Genomic DNA, 17,706 nt, shown 5'->3' with positions numbered 1-17,706 from the left:
ATTCGAGTGCTGATCACACATCCCTGTGGGAGCGGGCTTGCTCGCGATTGTATCTACGCGGTGGTTCAGCAATACCGTGCAGCCTGCATCGCGAGCAAGCCCGCTCCCACAGTGGATATAAGTACGGCCCGGTTTAACCCGGGTCACGGAAGTCTGGATGAAAGTTCGACGGCACGGCCACGCTGATGTCGTTGCGCGTCGCAAGGTCGATCCCTTCACTGGCCACCTCGGCCAAAAAGTCGATCTGCTCCGGGGTGATCACGTAAGGCGGCAAGAAATACACCACGCTGCCCAATGGACGCAACAACGCGCCCCGCTCCAGCGCGTGCTGGAAGACTTTCAGGCCTCGACGTTCCTGCCACGGGTATGCGGTTTTGCTGGCTTTGTCCTGGACCATTTCAATGGCCAGGACCATACCGGTCTGACGCACCTCCGAAACATGGGGATGGTCTACCAGATGCGCGGTGGCGCTGGCCATGCGTTGTGCCAGGGCCTTGTTGTTTTCGATCACGTTGTCTTCTTCGAAGATATCCAACGTCGCCAGGGCCGCCGCGCAGGCCAGCGGATTGCCCGTGTAGCTGTGGGAATGCAGAAAGGCGCGCAAGGTCGGGTAGTCGTCATAAAACGCGCTGTACACCTCGTCCGTGGTGACACATGCAGCCAGCGGCAAATAGCCACCGGTCAGCGCCTTGGACAGGCACAGGAAGTCCGGTGTGATGCCCGCCTGTTCACAGGCAAACATCGTCCCGGTTCGACCAAAGCCCACGGCGATTTCATCGAGGATCAGGTGCACACCGTAGCGATCACAGGCCTCGCGCAGCAGTGTGAGGTAGACCGGGTGGTACATGCGCATGCCGCCCGCGCCTTGGATCAGCGGCTCAACGATCACCGCCGCAACCGTGTCGTGGTGCTCGGCCAGCGTCTGTTCCATCGCCAGAAACATCGTGCGCGAGTGCGCTTCCCAACTCACGCCTTCGGGACGCAGGTAGCAATCGGGGCTAGGCACTTTGATGGTGTCGAGCAGCAACGCCTTGTAGGTTTCGGTGAACAACGGCACATCACCCACCGACATCGCCGCCATGGTTTCGCCGTGGTAGCTGTTGGTCAGGGTCACGAAGCGTTTTTTGTTCGGCTGTTCGCGATTGAGCCAGTAGTGAAAGCTCATCTTCAGCGCAACTTCGATACACGACGAACCGTTATCGGCGTAGAAGCAACGAGTCAGCCCTTCAGGCGTCATGTTCACCAGACGCTCGGACAGTTCGATCACCGGCTGATGGCTGAAACCGGCAAGGATCACGTGCTCCAGTTGATCGACCTGATCCTTGATGCGCTGATTGATACGCGGGTTGCAGTGGCCAAACACGTTGACCCACCAGGAACTCACCGCATCCAGGTAACGCTTGCCTTCGAAGTCTTCAAGCCACACACCTTCGCCGCGCTTGATCGGGATCAACGGCAGTTGCTCGTGATCCTTCATTTGGGTGCAGGGATGCCATAACACGGCAAGGTCGCGCTGCATCCACTGATTATTCAGGCCCATTTCCACTCTCCTGGCGCTGGTTCCCGACATCTGCGGGTAAACAATCGCGCAAGCCTATGCAATCCGCAGGCGTGTCACAACCCATTACAAATTCCGGCAGCGTATAGACGCTTGCAGACTGGCAAGAAGGACACTAAATATTGTTAACGTTTGCTTAATTATTGCCTCACAGGCTACACATCGTATTTATCGATACCTTGCAGCTAAAAAATGAGCTTTCAATCGATAGGTAAACCATTAGTCTTAGATCCAAGTTCCTACAGGATGTTGGCAATGCAGCTACGTAACTCTTCTTCTCGATATGGTGCCGTCAGCATTCTCATGCACTGGACCGTTGCGCTCGCGGTGTTCGGACTGTTCGCCCTGGGTTTATGGATGGTCGGTCTGGACTATTACAGCCCTTGGCGCAAAGAAGCCCCTGACCTGCATAAAAGCATTGGCCTGACGTTGCTCGCCGTGATGGTGCTGCGTGTCCTGTGGATCTGGATCAGCCCGGCGCCACCGGCACTGGCCAGTTACAGCAAGGCAACGCGTATTGGGGCCAAGCTCGGCCACGGCTTTTTGTACCTGAGTCTGTTTGCCGTGATGATCGCCGGCTACCTGATCTCCACCTCAGAAGGCGTGGGCATCCCGGTCTTCGGCCTGTTTGAAGTCCCTGCACTGATTTCCAACCTGCCCGACCAGGCCGATGTGGCCGGTGTCGTGCACTTATACCTGGCGTGGACCGTGGTGATTTTTGCCGGCTTGCATGGTCTGATCGCTTTGAAACACCATTTTATAGATCGTGATGCGACCCTGACTCGTATGCTGGGGCGCAAAGCCTGATGCTCGACCTCAACTCAAAAGGAAAAGAAAGCATGTTGAAAAAGACCCTCGCTGCGCTCGCTCTCGGTACCGCACTGCTGACCGCAGGCCAGGCCATGGCTGCTGACTACACCATCGACAAAGAAGGCCAGCACGCCTTTATCGACTGGAAAGTCAGCCACCTGGGCTTCAGCTTCATTCACGGTACTTTCAAGGACTGGAGCGGCACATTCTCGTGGGATGCAGCCAAGCCTGCAGACAGCAAGATTGACGTGACCCTGAAAACCGCCAGCCTGTTTTCCAACCACGCAGAACGTGACAAGCACATCGCCAGCAAAGATTTCCTGGACGTGAGCAAGTACCCGGAAGCGACCTTCAAGTCGACCAAGGTTGTGCCGACTGGCGAAAAAACAGCTGACGTGACAGGCGACCTGACCCTGCACGGCGTGACCAAGCCTGTGACCTTCAAGGCAACGTTCAACGGCGAAGGCAAGGACCCATGGGGTGGCGAACGCGCTGGCTTCAACGCGACCACGACTGTGAACCTGAGCGACTTCGGCATCAAATCCCCAAGCAAGGATCAGACCCTGAGCCTGGATATCTCGCTCGAAGGCGTGAAGGCCAAGTAATAGCGCTTTTATACGGCTAACAAAAAACGCCCCGGCTTGCGAAAGCCGGGGCGTTTTTTTGTGTACTGTCGTAGGAGCGGGCTTGCTCGCGATTGGGTCGCCTCGGTGTAGCCGTTAACCCGAGGTGCCTGAATCGCGAGCAAGCCCGCTCCCACAATTTTTAGCGGTTACGCGTCAGCAGTGCCGGCTTCTCGCCACGAGGGCGGTTCGGCAGTTGATCGAGCTGCTCAGGCGTCGGGAAGCGATCGCTTTTCGACTCTTTGTGCATGATCTTCGGCTGATTCTCACGTGGGCCTTTAACCGCTGGCTCTTGACGGGCATCGTCACGGGCCGGGCGGTTTTCGCGACGGGCTTGACCGTCACGCGGGGCACCACTGCGTGGACCGCTGCGCTTGGCAGGCGGTGTGCCAGTGGTAGCGCCGCTGCCAGTACGCGGAGCATTCTGACGACCACCGGTACGCGCGGCAGGTGCTGCGCCAGTGCCTTGAGCCGGAGCTCCCGGACGACGGCCGCGGCTTTGGTTGTTTTTGTTCTGGTACGGGCTGACGTAATCAGCGCGGTTACCAAAGTTGTCCACATCGTCATCACGGAACTCGTCCGGCGCACGGTTGGCGTCTGAACGAGGCGCTGGCTGACGCTGCTCACGGGCAGGCTGAGCTTCGCGTGGCTTTTGCTCACGAGCTGGACGCTCGCTGCGAGCAGCCGCCGGTTTTTCTTTGCTCTTTTCCTTGCCCTTGTCTTTACGACCGCCGCCACCGCCCGGGTTACCCGGACCGTCGCCACGTGGACCGCGTGGCGTGTTGCGCGGGTTACGCACATCCGGACGCTCGCGTACTTCAGGCTTTTCGGCCTCTACGGTGCTGGAGTCAAAACCCATCAGATCGCCATCGGCGATTTTCTGGCGGGTCATGCGCTCGATGCTTTTCAGCAGTTTTTCTTCATCCGGAGCGACCAGCGAGATGGCCTCACCCGAACGACCGGCACGGCCAGTACGGCCGATACGGTGAACGTAATCTTCGTCGACGTTTGGCAGCTCGAAGTTGACCACGTGTGGCAACTGATCGATATCCAGGCCGCGAGCGGCGATATCGGTCGCTACCAGAATGCGTACGGCACCGGCTTTAAAGTCGGCCAGGGCTTTGGTTCGTGCGTTCTGGCTCTTGTTGCCGTGGATGGCCACAGCGCTGAGGCCGTGCTTGTCCAGGTACTCGGCCAGACGGTTGGCACCGTGCTTGGTCCGGGTAAAGACCAGAACCTGTTCCCAGGCGCCTGCGGTGATCAAGTGCGCCAGCAGGGCACGCTTGTGGGTAGCGGGCAGACGGAAAACCCGTTGCTCGATACGCTCGACCGTGGTGTTGGGTGGCGTAACTTCGATACGTTCCGGGTTGCGCAGCAGCTTGCCGGCCAGATCGGTGATGTCCTTGGAGAACGTCGCCGAAAACAGCAGGTTTTGACGCTTGGCTGGCAGACGCGCGAGTACTTTTTTCACGTCATGGACGAAGCCCATGTCGAGCATGCGGTCGGCTTCGTCGAGCACCAGGATTTCAACGTGGGACAGATCAACGCTGCCTTGACCGGCCAGGTCGAGCAAACGACCCGGGCAGGCAACCAGTACGTCAACACCGCGGGCCAGAGCCTGGACCTGAGGGTTGGTACCCACACCGCCGAACACGCAGGCGCTGACGAACTTCAGGTCGCGGGCATAGAGCTTGAAGCTCTCGTGCACCTGGGCGGCGAGTTCGCGGGTCGGTGTCAGGACCAGCACGCGTGGTTGGCGTGGGCCGTGGCGCTGGGATTTGTCCGGGTGGCCATTGGGAAACAGCTTTTCCAGGATCGGAAGAGCGAAGCCGCCGGTTTTACCAGTACCTGTCTGAGCCGCAACCATCAGGTCGCGACCTTGCAACACGGCGGGGATGGCCCGCTGTTGCACCGGAGTAGGCTCGGTATAGCCCGCAGCTTCAATGGCGCGGACTAAAGCCTCGGAGAGACCGAGGGAAGCAAAGGACATGAGAAATCCTGTTCTAGTTAGGGCTTGGCCCAAAGGGATAGTCTTGCCTGGCGTGAATGGCGTTTAAGATGACGCAATCCCGTCCGGTCCTGCTCCAGTCCACAAGGCTCATGCGCACCGCTCGCGCGGGCAAGAGCTGCGCAGTAGCGGGGTTGAGTGGCTTGTACAAGGACGAGCGGCCGGGCGTAAGCCTGGCGGAAAGCCCGGAGTATAACAGAGCAATCACGGCGCGCCGATTTCATGCTGCCCAACGGTTTTAAACCCGTGTGGGAGCGGGCTTGCCCGCGATGGTATCGCTGCGGTCTTTCAAGGGATCGCGTCGTATGCATCGCGAGCAAGCCCGCTCCCACAAAGGCGGATCAGCGCGGCAGCTTGAGGTTGTTCCAGATCGCCAGGCTCGGATCAGCCTGGTTCAGGGTGTAGAAGTGCAACCCCGGTGCGCCGCCATCAAGCAGGCGCTCGCACATTTCGCTGATGACCTGCTCGCCAAACGCCTGGATGCTCTGCGTATCGTCGCCATAGGCTTCAAGTTGCTTGCGGATCCAGCGCGGGATTTCAGCACCACAGGCGTCAGAGAAACGCGCCAGTTTGCTGTAGTTGGTGATCGGCATGATGCCCGGCACGATGGGAACCATCACGCCTGCAGCTTCCACGCGCTCGACAAAACGGAAGTAGCTGTCGGCGTTGAAGAAGTACTGGGTGATCGCACTGTCAGCGCCAGCTTGGGCCTTGCGTACGAAGTTGCTGATATCGTCTTCGAAGTTGCGCGCTTGCGGGTGCATTTCCGGGTAGGCGGCCACTTCGATGTGGAAGTGATCGCCGGTTTCTTCACGAATGAAGCTCACCAGGTCATTGGCGTAGCGCAGCTCACCACTGGCCATGCCCATACCCGAAGGCAGGTCGCCGCGCAGTGCAACAATGCGTTTGATACCTGCAGCCTTGTACTGGGCCAACAGGCCGCGCAAATCGGCCTTGCTGTCACCCACGCAGGACAGGTGCGGTGCAGCAGGCACTTTTACTTCGCTCTCCAGCTGCAGCACGGTATTGATCGTGCGGTCGCGGGTCGAGCCACCGGCACCATAGGTGCAGGAGAAAAAATCCGGGTTGTAGGTCGCCAGTTGGCGAGCCGTGTTCATCAGCTTTTCATGTCCAGCATCGGTCTTGGTCGGGAAGAACTCGAAGCTGAAACGACGGTCTTGAGACATGGGAATACCCTTGCGTACGCGAAGGAGGCCAGTGATGCCCCCTGACGCTGAACTCACACAAAAAAAAGGCGGTCAGTGCAAGCCTGACCGCCTTTTTTAATCAGTAGCGATAAGCGTCTGGCTTGAACGGGCCTTCGACGGTGACGCCGATGTAGTCAGCCTGTTGCTTGGTCAGTTGCGTGACCACGCCGCCGAAGCCGCGAACCATTTCCAGGGCCACTTCTTCGTCCAGCTTCTTCGGCAGAACTTCTACGGTCAGGCGCTCGGCTTGCAGCTCGGCTGGCAGGTCAGCGTACTTCTGGGCGAACAGGAAGATCTGGGCCAGAACCTGGTTGGCGAACGAACCGTCCATGATGCGGCTTGGGTGACCTGTGGCGTTGCCCAGGTTAACCAGACGGCCTTCGGCCAGCAGGATCAGGTAGTCGTCGTTCTGTGGGTCGAATTCGCCCAGGCCAGTACGGTGAACCTTGTGAACCTGTGGCTTCACTTCTTCCCATGCCCAGTTCTTGCGCATGAAAGCGGTGTCGATTTCGTTGTCGAAGTGACCGATGTTGCACACTACGGCGCGTTTTTTCAGCGCAGCCAGCATGTTTTTGTCGCACACGTTGACGTTACCGGTGGTGGTCACGATCAGGTCGATCTTGCCCAGCAGCGCAGCGTCGATGCTGGCAGCAGTGCCGTCGTTCTGGCCGTTGATGAACGGCGAAACCACTTCAAAACCGTCCATGCAGGCTTGCATGGCGCAGATCGGGTCAACTTCGGACACTTTAACGATCATGCCTTCCTGACGCAGGGACTGGGCCGAACCCTTGCCCACGTCACCGTAGCCGATGACCAGTGCTTGCTTGCCGGACAACAGGTGGTCAGTACCACGCTTGATGGCATCGTTCAGGCTGTGACGGCAGCCGTACTTGTTGTCGTTTTTGCTTTTGGTGACCGAATCGTTGACGTTGATCGCAGGGATCATCAGCTCGCCTTTGGCCAGCATGTCCAGCAGACGGTGAACACCGGTGGTGGTTTCTTCAGTCACGCCGTGGATCTTTTTCAGCATGGCCGGGTATTTCTTGTGCAGCAGCTCGGTCAGGTCGCCGCCGTCGTCGAGGATCATGTTGGCATCCCAAGGCTCGCCATCTTTGAGGATGGTTTGCTCAAGGCACCACTCGTACTCTTCTTCAGTCTCGCCTTTCCAGGCGAAAACCGGGATACCGGCAGCAGCGATAGCAGCGGCAGCCTGATCCTGAGTCGAGAAGATGTTGCACGAGGACCAACGCACTTCGGCACCCAGGGCAACCAGGGTTTCGATCAGTACGGCGGTCTGGATGGTCATGTGAATGCAGCCCAGAATCTTCGCGCCCTTGAGCGGTTGTTCTGCTGCATAACGGCGGCGCAGACCCATCAGGGCTGGCATTTCGGACTCGGCGATGAACGTTTCGCGACGGCCCCATTGGGCGAGGGACATATCAGCGACTTTATAGTCGGTAAAACCTGCAGGCGTGTTTACAGCGCTCATCAAGAGCCTCCATTCGTTTAATCGCGAATGGGCGCCGTTGTGCGTTTAGTGCCTGAACAGGGGACCCTGATCAAACAACGCCCCATCCGAGCCTGACAGGTTGAACCTGCTGCAGCGCCCCTCGGACAGGTGGCGGGAACGGTACTGGGTATTAATGACCGTTTTGAAACGGGGGGTATTATAGCCATCCGGGCAAGTGATCCCAAGGCTTTTTCTTTGACCCTATCGAGACCATAGTCCAAGGTTAATAGAGCTAAGTGCCGTGGTCTGACATCATGGCCCGCATCTAAGGCAAGACGGTCAGGAGCGAATATGAATTTTCACACCCGCAAATGGGTTAAACCCGAAGACCTCAACCCCAACGGCACCCTGTTCGGTGGCAGCCTGCTGCGCTGGATCGACGAAGAAGCCGCGATTTACGCCATCGTTCAACTGGGCAACCAGCGCGTGGTCACCAAATACATCTCCGAAATCAACTTCGTCAGTGCTTCGCGCCAGGGCGACATCATCGAACTGGGCATCACCGCCACTGAATTTGGCCGCACCTCGATCACCCTGACCTGCGAAGTGCGCAACAAGATCACCCGCAAAAGCATCCTGACGGTGGACAAGATGGTCTTCGTCAACCTGGGCGAGGACGGCCTGCCCGCACCGCACGGGCGCACCGAGATCAAATACGTCAAAGACCAGTTTCAGGACTGATGACCGGGTTTGATGCCTGGCCTGTGTAGTCGCTGCCGCAGGCTGCGAAGGGTTGCGCAGCAACCCGTTTAATTGAAGGCCCATTGGCCCCATCGCAGCCTTCGGCAGCGACTACAGGTTTTGAGTGAACAGCTACAGCCCCTGCGTGTCGTACCTTTACACACGCCACGGTCATGAAGCTCATGGAAACCCAAAAGTCCGGCAAAACCCCCAACCTGTCGGCTGAAGAAGAGCACGACGTCACCAAAAACCAGCCACCACGCGCCGCCGTCCTGCACGAGATCATTCGCTTGCAGGGCGATCAGGAACTGGAGCGCAGCATCGCCGCCCTGTTCTGGTCGGCTCTCGCTGCAGGGCTGACCATGGGCCTGTCGCTTATGGCCATGGGCTTGCTCAACTCGCGCCTGCCCGACGGCGAAGCCTTCAAGGTCATCGCCAGCTTCGGCTACTGCGCAGGTTTTTTGGCCGTTATCCTTTCCCGCCAGCAATTGTTCACCGAAAACACCCTGACCGCCGTGTTGCCAGTCATGAGCAAACCCACGCTCAATAATTTCGGGCGCCTGCTGCGGCTCTGGGGGGTGGTGCTGGTGGGTAACCTGATGGGCACCCTGCTGGTGGCCTACGTCATGCTGCACCTGCCGATTTTCGACACGCCGACCGACAAGGCCTTTCTTGAAATCGGCCGCAAGGTCATGGAAAACGACGCCAGTCAGATGTTTGCCAAGGGCATCGTTTCGGGCTGGATGATCGCCACCATGGTGTGGATGATCCCGTCCATGGAGAGCGCCAAGATGTGGATCATCATCCTCATCACCTACTTGATGGCGCTGGGCGACTTCACCCACATCGTGGTCGGTACGGCCGAAGTGTCCTATCTGGTGTTTGCCGGGGAGCTGCCCTGGAAAGACTTCTGGCTGATCTTTGCCGGCCCTACCCTGGCCGGCAATATCATCGGTGGCAGTTTTATTTTTGCCCTGATCAGTCACGCGCAGGTTCGCAGTGACACTAAAAAACTGCCCTGAATCAGATCACGTAATGCGCGATGGCCACAAAGTGCAGCAGGCTGCCGGCAATCACGAACAGATGCCAGATACCGTGGGCATGGCGCAGGCGGTGGTCCAGGGCAAAAAAGATAATCCCCACGGTGTACATCACCCCGCCCGTGGCCAGCCAGATAAAGCCCGCGGTGCCCAGCGCCGCGAGTAGCGGCTTGACGGCCACCAGCACAATCCAGCCCATCACCGCGTAAATCACGATAGACAGAATGCGCGCCTCGGAGCGTGGCTTGATCTCTTGCAGCATGCCGATCACCGCCATGCCCCACACAATCCCGAACAGCGACCAGCCCCACGGGCCATGTAGCGTGACCAGGCAAAACGGCGTGTAACTGCCCGCAATCAGCAGGTAAATCGACAAGTGATCAAACTTTTGCATGATCACCTTGGAGCGCCCGCGCACGCTGTGGTACACGGTCGATACGCTGTACAACAGCACCAGCGTGACGCCATAAATGGCCACACTGACAATCTTTTGCGGGCTGCCATCCAGGCACGCCATCACCAGCAACCAGATACTGCCCACTGCTGCTGCAACCGCACCCACCAGATGAGTCCAGGCGTTGAGCTTTTCACCGTGATACATGTGCAACATCCTCAAAAACTGACAGTGCGACTGTGTCACCCGGTTACTAGATAAGGGTCAGGGGTGTGAAGTTAAAGGGCAATGCGGCGATTCGATATGTTCGCGATGGTAGCACCACGGTTCAACTGAAAGACCACATCGCCTGCATCGCGAGCAAGCCCGCTCCCACATGATCCAGAAACTCGCCAGCGTTGGCTGCAGGCGCTTCTCGTTAATCGCCAAATGCTTCAAACCGCAGCATCAGCACCTGTTCAAGCAACTGCTGCGTGCTGCCCAACAGGCTCGCCAACAATCCCTCATCTTCGTCCATATAACCTTCGTATTCCGCGAGGTTACGGCGCTCATGGCACAAGGCAAACAAACGCACCTGCACTTTGTCGATTGTTGACGTATGGATCAGGCTTTGAAAAACCAGATAGCGCCGGTCTGATCGATACCCGTACAGCCGCAAGGCGGTCAGTGCAATGGCGTGGGCTGCGTTGTAAGCCAGATCGAAACGACTGGCGAAAGACAACTGGGCGCTGCCTGCATCTTTCAGGCGATCAACCGCCGAACGCAGCAGCCCTTCACACTCCTTGCGATCGGGTGGTTCAACCTTCAAGCCTCCAGTGCGTACCAGATTTTCCAGGTTTTCATTTTTCTCCATCCACGGGCTCCAGCGGGTCATGACCGATCAGCGTGATTTTTTCCTGTTGCGCAACCCTCACGACAAAGCTGTTTCCGGCAGCCAGCTTGGCGGCCCAGTCTTGAGGGGTGTAGAGCGTCGGGTTGATGGTACGACCCAACGATTCTTCAAGCGGCATCAGGTGCTCCATGACGTCACTGTAATGCAGGTTTTCACCCATCAGCATAAGGTCGATATCACTGCCGACGTGTGCCTGATCCTTGGCAACCGAGCCATATACAAATGCCCATTGCAACTGTTCTGCGAAAGGCATCAGCGCCACACGCAGCGGTTCAGAGAGCCCCGAGGTCTTGCGGATAATGCTCAGCAGCTCCTGATAAATCGGGCACTGTGCATTTGCCTGGTAGTGAGCCTGATTTCCCTGACGGGTCACAGTGAGAATGCCTGATCGCTCTAGACGCCCCAGCTCGCGCGTCAAACTGCCTTTGCCTACCTTTGCCCAACGTGCAATTTCGTTGACGTAAAAGCTCTGGCCTGGCTTGCCAAAAAGCAGGCCCAGCACTTTTTGCTGCGTGGTGGTAAAGAGCGCATCACTGAGCGATAACATGTTGACGGCTCCGCCTAAGAGTCCCAAAAAGGGAACGATAAGTCCCTTTTAGGGACTGATCAAGCTTGACCTGTTAGAGCGGGATTAATCCGCAGCCCCGCGCACCAACCTTTCCAGCGCCAGCAAGTCCGGGATTTTCGCCACGTGGTCCCCCACTTGCACCGCCGCACGCTCCAGCGGGCTGAGCGGTACGTCGACAAAGCTCAGTTGGCTGTCGAGGCGATAGGAGCGCGGGATGCCTTGTACCACCAAGGCGATAAACTTGAGCGCCGGGTCGCCGCCCAGGGTGTTGAGGATGACGATCCGCGCACGCTCACCGATCACCAGCGGCCCGCCGCAGGCGGCTTCAAAGCTGATCAATGGCAGCTGATGGTCGCGCCAGGTGATCTGGCGCAGGTGCCAGGGCGGTGAGTCGCTGCTGGGGTCGCCGCGCTGCCAGCCGATCAGTTCGGCAATGGCAACGTTGGGCAGCAGCAGATAGCGGTCAGCCAGCGGCAGCAGCAAACCGGTCAGGCTGCCCACGCGATGATCAAGCATGAAAGTTGCTCCAGTAGGCGATGCGCTCCAGCAACACCGACTCTTGATACGGTTTGCCCAGGTAGTCGTTGACGCCAATGGCCATCGCACGGTTCTGGTGTTTTTGCCCGGTGCGCGAGGTGATCATGATGATCGGCAAGTCTTTGAGACGCGGGTCGTTGCGCACGCGAGTAGCCACTTCAAAGCCGTCCATGCGCGGCATTTCGATGTCCAGCAGCATCAGGTCAGGGGTGTGTTCTTCGAGCACGCTCATGGCGTCGACCCCGTCCTTGGCGGTGATGACGTTAATGCCGTTGCGCTCCAGCAGGCGACTGGTGACTTTGCGCACCGTGACCGAGTCATCCACCACCAGCACCAGCGGCGGGCGCACGGCCGGGGTGAACTCCAGCGCGCCGACGGCTTCGTGATGCGCCCGCTGCAACGGCTGACGCGCCTGATGGGCGCGAATATAAGCCAGCAGATCGAGGATCAGCACCACCCGGCCATCCCCCAGAATGGTCGCACCCGACAACCCCTGCACCCCGGTAAATTGCGGGCCGAGGCTTTTGACCACGATTTCTCGCGAGCCCGCCAGCGCATCGACTTGCAACGCCACACGCTGATCCTGGCAATGCACCAGCAACACCGGCAACGAATGGCTTTCGCCCACGAGCTTGGGTTTGCCCACGGTTTGCAGCAGCTCCCCCAGATAACGCAACTCATAGGTCTGCCCGCCGTAGTGATACAGCGGGGGATTGAGCTGGTAATACCCCTCCAGCTCATTGGGCATGACTCGCACGATGCCTTCGACGGTGTCGAGGGCAATGGCGTATTGCTCGTCGGCGCATTGCACCATCAGCGCCCGGTTGAGCGAGACGCTGAAGGGCAGGCGGATCTGAAAGTGCACGCCCTGCCCGGCCACCGAGTCGATGGTCATGCTGCCGCCCAACTGCCGGACTTCTTCGTGAACCACGTCCATGCCGACGCCGCGGCCGGAAATCTGAGTGATTTTTTCAGCGGTGGAGAACCCCGGTTGCAGGATGAACTGCAAGACATCGCGGTCGCTGATCGTCGCCTGCGGATCCAACAGGCCGCGCAAAATAGCTTTTCGGCGTACGGCTTCAAGCGGCACGCCGGCGCCATCGTCATGCATGTCGAAGACCACGTCGCCACCGTCGTAAGACAGCTCCAGACTGATCAATCCCTGCTCCGGCTTGCCGCTGGCGTGACGGATATCTGCAGGTTCGAGACCGTGATCGACGGCGTTGCGCAACATGTGTTCCAACGGCGCCACCATGCGCTCAAGCACGTTGCGGTCGATTTCGGCCTCGGCATTGATCACGCTGAATTCGACCTGCTTGCCCAGTTCACTGGCCACCTGGCGCACGACCCGTTTGAGGCGCGGCAATACGCGCTCGAACGGCACCATGCGCGTACCCATCAGGCCTTCCTGCAGCTGGGTATTTACCCGCGCCTGCTTCTGCAAAAGGCCGTGGGCATCCTGATTGCGCGCAGCCAGTGTGGCCTTGAGGTCGAGCAAGTCCGAAGCCGATTCGAACAATGCACGGGACAGCTGTTGCAGCAGGGAGTGACGGTCCATCTCCAGGGGATCGAATTCGTCGTAAGCCACGCCATCGGCTTCGGTGTGCGAGCGGCTGTGCAGGCGCCCCTGGGTTTCGCTGTCGAGGCGACGCAGTTGGTCCTGCATCCGCTCAAGGGTGGTCTGCATTTCGTTGAGAGCGATCTGACCATCGTTGACCTGCTGCTCAACGCGCCCACGGATGATCGAGGCTTCGCCTGCCAGGTTGACCAGGTCTTCCAGCAACTCGGCCGGCACCTTGAGGGTGTCCAGCCCCGTGCGCTCACCTTCGGGCAATGGCGGCGCCACAGGCTCGGACTTGGAAGCTGCGGGAGCCTCCTGACGGGTGTTGCGTTCAATCCTGCGGATTTTTTCTATCAGCGTCTGAGGCGAAGGCAGCGGCTGGCCACTGCGCAACGCATCGAACATTTGTGCAAGCTGGTCATGGCAACGCTCAAGCAGCACAAACAGCTCGGCATTGGGTGCCAGCAAGCCAGCCGAAATATCTTCGAAGAGGGTTTCGAGTTCATGGGCAAAGTCGCCAATGGCGGCAACCTCAACCATCCGCGCCCCACCTTTGAGGGTATGCAGGTCACGCAGCAGGTTTTCGACTTCGAGGTGGCTCTGGGGGTCGGCCCGCCAGCGCGATAACGCCGTGCCCGAGCTTTCGAGAATGTCGAAAGCCTCGTCGAGGAAGATATCCTGCAATTCAGGGTCGGCCGTGTTCAAGGCTGCAGCGGGCTCGGCTTCAGTATTGCCCGGCTCGACAGGCGAATGGCTGTAGAGACGAAACCCGCGAATGGCCTCAATCAGTTCATAAGATTCGCTCAACGGATGCTTGTGCTTGAGCTGATCGAGCATCAGTGCCAGTTGCTCATGGCTGCGCTCAAGCAAGCGGCTCAATGCCGGGCTTTCACTCAGGCGCCGGTCCAGCAGGCCTTCGTAGAGGTGCTCCAGTTCATGGGCCAGATCGGCAATCGGCTCGATCCCGGCCATGCGCGCCCCACCCTTGAGGGTGTGCAAATCGCGCTGCAAGGAAGACAGCGAAGCGAGGCTGTCGGGAGCGCCCAGCCAACGCTGCAGGGCCTGCCCGACACTGTCGAGAATATCCACCGCCTCTTCGAGAAAGATTTCGACGATTTCCTCGTCGACATCATCGTCCAGCCCCGCCCCCAACTGGTCAGTCGCGGCGCCCAGTTCGGTGATGTCCAGCGTCTGGCCGCCATCACGGCGAATCAGCCCCGTGGCGTCAGGCGCCAGCCCTTCGTGCAGCAGCGCATGCAAGGTCTGGATCAGCTCAGGTTGCGGGATGATTTCTTGCCCCGCTGCCAGTTGATCGAGCATGTTGATCAACGCTTCCTGAGCATCATCGGCCGCCTCGAAGAACCGCTCACTGGCCGCCAGGCTGCTTTCCTCAACGGCGCCATACAGGTCGAGCAAGGCTTCGCACACGGCATCAATGGGGTGCAGGTCCAGCAGGTGTGCGGCCTGGGCCAAGGCAGTCAGCTGGTCCAGCAGGGTATCCAGGCCCTCCCGCTGCTGGGGGTTCTGGTGCCAGTTTTTAAGCAGCTCTTCGGCGTCAAACAGGATGTCCATGCTTTCGCCCAGAAACTCGGTAATCCGTTGCGGGTCGCGCTGGGCCACCCAACTGCTGGTGGGCGTATTGAGCAGGGTTTCAAGTCGGGTGGCGATCAGTCGCTCGGTGCGCTCGATCAGGGAGCGGGCCCCCTTGATCTCGGCCAGCGGGTCACTGTCCAGTTGCTTGAGGCCGCGGTGCAACAAGCCGTCAGCCTCCCGCAACAGCTCAATTTCTTCCTGCCCGAGGGCAAGATGATGGGCCTTGTACTCACGGACCAGATGATCCAGTGGCGCCGCCAGTTCGGCCATGTGCACCACGCCCGCCATGTGCGCACTGCCTTTGAGGGTGTGCATGGCCAGTTGCAGGTCGTCGCTGGCATACAGCGGCATTTGCTCGCGGGCCCGATCCAGAAAACGGTCAAGACGCTCAAGGTGGGTTTGCGCTTCCTGTCGGAAGATGTCCAGCAACTGCGGGTCGAAATGGCTGGCGTCCTGGGCAATCAGCAGCGGCTGCGGCTCACCTTTGGCCAGGCGCTGTGCCCGAGCGGCCAGTTGGTCGACGTCTTCGCGCTGACGCTGGCTTTGCTCGGCAAACGCCTGGATCAGCTCGGGCAGCATCACCAGCACGTCTTCAAGCAGTTGAAAGATCTCTGGGGACGGCGCCACGCTGCGCTCAATCACGCGATTGAGCAGGTTCTCGACCGCCCACGCCAATTCCCCAAGCACCAGCGCACGCACCATGCGCCCGCTGCCCTTGAGGGTGTGAAAGCCGCGGCGCAGTTCAGCCAGTGCGGCGCTGTCCGCCGGGTTGGCGACCCATTGCGGCAGGCAATCGTGCAGGGTGATCAGTACTTCGTCGGTCTCTTCCAGAAAGACGTCCAGCAACTCTTCATCCAGGGGCTCTTCATCCATCGGCGGCGGCAGCAGGCTGGCGGGCATGTGCTGCGCAGGCGGATTGAGCGCAGACAGCGGACTCGCCAGCACTTCGGCCAGGTGCGCCTGCATATCCGGCATCAGCGGTTGATCCGCGGGGCTGCAGGCGTCATCCAGCAACGGTCCGGCAGGCTCGGCCGGGGTATAGCCCAGCCTGGCCAGGCTGTTTTCGGCCCAATCCAACACCCGCTCGCCCGCGGCTCCCGGGTCCTGGGAGAGACGCTCCAGGTAATACTCGATGCTGCTCAGGGCTTCGGCCAGATGATCCAGTTGCTGCGCTGTCGGGATATCAGGCCCCTGCAGCAGGCGCTCGCACAGATAGTCATGGCAGGCTTGCAGCAGGCTGGCAGCGCGGCTCAGGGGGATCATTGCCAGCGCGCCACGGATTTGTGTGATCAGCGCAGGCAGTGGCTGCAAGTGCAGGCGGTCATGGCCGGCCATCACGTAATCGGCGATCAGATCCTTCACTTCCTCAAGGCCGATACGCGCCTCCTTGATCACCAGTTGATGGATCTGCATGAGGTCGGTGGTGGGCAAACGGCTCTCTTCGCGCTGCGAGGGCTCAACGCTGCCAACCATGCCAGCCAATGTGGCCTCTACGTAGAGCAAGGCTGACGCGACATCCATCAACACCGCATCGGTTGGCTCGCGCTGGCCCTGGGCCAGACTTTGCATTACCGCCAGTTGATCGATGATGACTTTGCGCGGCTGACCAAACCCCAGCACCGCCAAGGTGTCGGCGATCTGGCGCAACGGGGCCATCAGGCTGCTCAGTTCCGAGACGTGCAAACGGTCGCTGCGCACAAACAGGTCGAGGCGCTCCTTGACCCGCACCAGTTCTTCGCACAATGCCGCAACCACTGAGCGCATCGCGTCGCGGTCGGGGCCAGCCAGCCGCGCCCGCTCCTCATCGACCATCGCCGCATCGGGCATGGCCTGATCCAGTTCGTAATGGTTTTTCAGGGCGAGCATTTTCGAGGTCGGATGCTCGGCTTTGGCGATGTAAAACAGCAGGCTGGTGAGCAACTCTTCGGGCGCAGGCTGATTGACGGCCTCGATGCCTTGCTCCAGCAGGCGCTTGAGTTCCTTGTCGGACTTTTTAAGCAGGCTGCGCAGGGCCGGGCTGTTCGGGACCCGCCCCTTGAGCATGCCATCGACCAGGGCCGCGGCTATTTTCCACAGGGCGTTGAGCGGCGAACCCAGGCACAGGCTTTGAAGCCGTGCGAACACCCCGGCCATCATTTCCAGATGGGCCTGCACGGCTTCGCCACGGCGCAAACCCAGAAACGCGGTTTGCAAGGTATGGCGCAGAATCCGCAGCTCCCGCGGCAAGTCTGCGGGGAGCAAACGGGCCAGGGCGGCCGTGTCCAATGGGGGCAACACTTGCAAGGGCGGGCTGAACAGACTGGTTTCCGAGAGCAGGGCTTCGCCACGGGCGCTGCGCAAGTCATTGAGCAACGGCAACACCACCAATGGCCAATCCCGTCGGGCACTGTGTACTCGGTCCAGGTACAACGGCAATTGGCTGAAGGCTTGCTGCAATAATCGCAGGGCTTCGTCGAGCTGGCTGACGCGGCCCTGTTGCAAGGCAATGACCAACTGCTCCATCTCTTCTGCCAGCAACGCCGCGCCGTAGAACTCGACCATCAGCAAGCTGCCATGCACCTGATGAATACAGGCCAGGCATTGCTCCAGCGTGTCGGCGGCAGGCTGTTGCGCGTAGGCATCCAGCGCCACGCGGGCCTGTTTTAGCGTGTGGGCAATTTCGCCTTTGACCCACTCAAGGGCCACATAGTCGTGCCGGTCAACCATAACGACTCCAGTCAGAA

The 17,706-nt window shown here is 59.5% G+C and carries 13 protein-coding genes and 1 riboswitch; of the genes, 4 read left to right on the top strand and 9 right to left on the bottom strand.

The features are described 5' to 3' along the window. Window positions 1–133 precede the first annotated feature (133 nt). Window positions 134–1,540: an adenosylmethionine--8-amino-7-oxononanoate transaminase gene (locus tag AC19YQ_RS01505; protein ID WP_219262658.1), complete on the bottom strand. Its 1,407-nt coding sequence runs from the start codon at window positions 1,538–1,540 to the stop codon at window positions 134–136. Window positions 1,541–1,813: 273 nt separating this feature from the next. Between AC19YQ_RS01505 and AC19YQ_RS01500 the strand changes: the two genes are divergently transcribed. Next, a complete protein-coding gene (locus tag AC19YQ_RS01500) occupies window positions 1,814–2,365 on the top strand; it encodes a cytochrome b (RefSeq protein ID WP_500594427.1) in 552 nt (183 codons plus the stop codon). Window positions 2,366–2,397: 32 nt separating this feature from the next. Further along, window positions 2,398–2,973, top strand: a complete 576-nt coding sequence (locus tag AC19YQ_RS01495; protein WP_339477267.1) for a YceI family protein — start codon at window positions 2,398–2,400, stop codon at window positions 2,971–2,973. A 160-nt stretch (window positions 2,974–3,133) separates the two neighbouring features. On the opposite strand, the gene rhlE2 is transcribed toward AC19YQ_RS01495, so the two are convergent. The 3 genes from rhlE2 to ahcY form a co-directional block, all read right to left on the bottom strand. Then, window positions 3,134–4,981, bottom strand: coding sequence for an RNA helicase RhlE2 (gene rhlE2, locus AC19YQ_RS01490; RefSeq protein ID WP_133075188.1), 1,848 nt, complete (start codon window positions 4,979–4,981; stop codon window positions 3,134–3,136). A gap of 359 nt (window positions 4,982–5,340) precedes the next feature. Next, window positions 5,341–6,186, bottom strand: a complete 846-nt coding sequence (metF, locus tag AC19YQ_RS01485) for a methylenetetrahydrofolate reductase [NAD(P)H] (RefSeq protein WP_133075187.1) — start codon at window positions 6,184–6,186, stop codon at window positions 5,341–5,343. Between the two features lie 100 nt (window positions 6,187–6,286). Then, window positions 6,287–7,696, bottom strand: coding sequence for an adenosylhomocysteinase (gene ahcY / locus AC19YQ_RS01480; protein WP_219262660.1), 1,410 nt, complete (start codon window positions 7,694–7,696; stop codon window positions 6,287–6,289). 22 nt (window positions 7,697–7,718) lie between these two features. Then, a riboswitch (S-adenosyl-L-homocysteine riboswitch) is annotated at window positions 7,719–7,825 on the bottom strand. Window positions 7,826–8,008: 183 nt separating this feature from the next. On the opposite strand from ahcY, the gene AC19YQ_RS01475 reads away from it, so the two are divergent. Both AC19YQ_RS01475 and AC19YQ_RS01470 read left to right on the top strand, forming a co-directional pair. After that, window positions 8,009–8,398: an acyl-CoA thioesterase gene (locus AC19YQ_RS01475; RefSeq protein ID WP_048361238.1), complete on the top strand. Its 390-nt coding sequence runs from the start codon at window positions 8,009–8,011 to the stop codon at window positions 8,396–8,398. A gap of 182 nt (window positions 8,399–8,580) precedes the next feature. Beyond that, window positions 8,581–9,420 (top strand): formate/nitrite transporter family protein, encoded by an 840-nt coding sequence (locus tag AC19YQ_RS01470; protein WP_339477272.1) that lies wholly within the window; start codon window positions 8,581–8,583, stop codon window positions 9,418–9,420. A 1-nt stretch (window position 9,421) separates the two neighbouring features. On the opposite strand, the gene trhA is transcribed toward AC19YQ_RS01470, so the two are convergent. The 5 genes from trhA to AC19YQ_RS01445 all read right to left on the bottom strand — a co-directional run bounded on the left by trhA (window position 9,422) and on the right by AC19YQ_RS01445 (window position 17,689). Further along, the gene (gene trhA, locus AC19YQ_RS01465) at window positions 9,422–10,039 is read right to left on the bottom strand and encodes a PAQR family membrane homeostasis protein TrhA (protein WP_086795678.1); all 618 of its coding nucleotides are present in this window, start codon (window positions 10,037–10,039) and stop codon (window positions 9,422–9,424) included. A 211-nt stretch (window positions 10,040–10,250) separates the two neighbouring features. Then, a complete protein-coding gene (locus tag AC19YQ_RS01460; RefSeq protein WP_133075185.1) occupies window positions 10,251–10,685 on the bottom strand; it encodes a hypothetical protein in 435 nt (144 codons plus the stop codon). Beyond that, the gene (locus AC19YQ_RS01455) at window positions 10,672–11,271 is read right to left on the bottom strand and encodes a transcriptional regulator (RefSeq protein ID WP_257623007.1); all 600 of its coding nucleotides are present in this window, start codon (window positions 11,269–11,271) and stop codon (window positions 10,672–10,674) included. Before AC19YQ_RS01455 ends, AC19YQ_RS01460 begins: the two co-directional genes overlap by 14 nt. Window positions 11,272–11,355: 84 nt before the next feature. After that, complete coding sequence (locus tag AC19YQ_RS01450; protein WP_326425049.1) at window positions 11,356–11,808, bottom strand: chemotaxis protein CheW; 453 nt, start codon at window positions 11,806–11,808, stop codon at window positions 11,356–11,358. Further along, on the bottom strand, window positions 11,801–17,689 hold the full coding sequence (locus tag AC19YQ_RS01445; RefSeq protein WP_500594426.1) for an Hpt domain-containing protein: 5,889 nt from the start codon (window positions 17,687–17,689) through the stop codon (window positions 11,801–11,803). The genes AC19YQ_RS01450 and AC19YQ_RS01445 overlap by 8 nt, the downstream gene beginning before the upstream one ends. Between the last annotated feature and the right edge of the window lie 17 nt (window positions 17,690–17,706).

Source organism: Pseudomonas sp. MF06569 (genome assembly GCF_059862735.1).
Note: the sequence above shows the minus strand (reverse complement) of the source record. Positions and strands in the feature narration are given on the sequence as shown.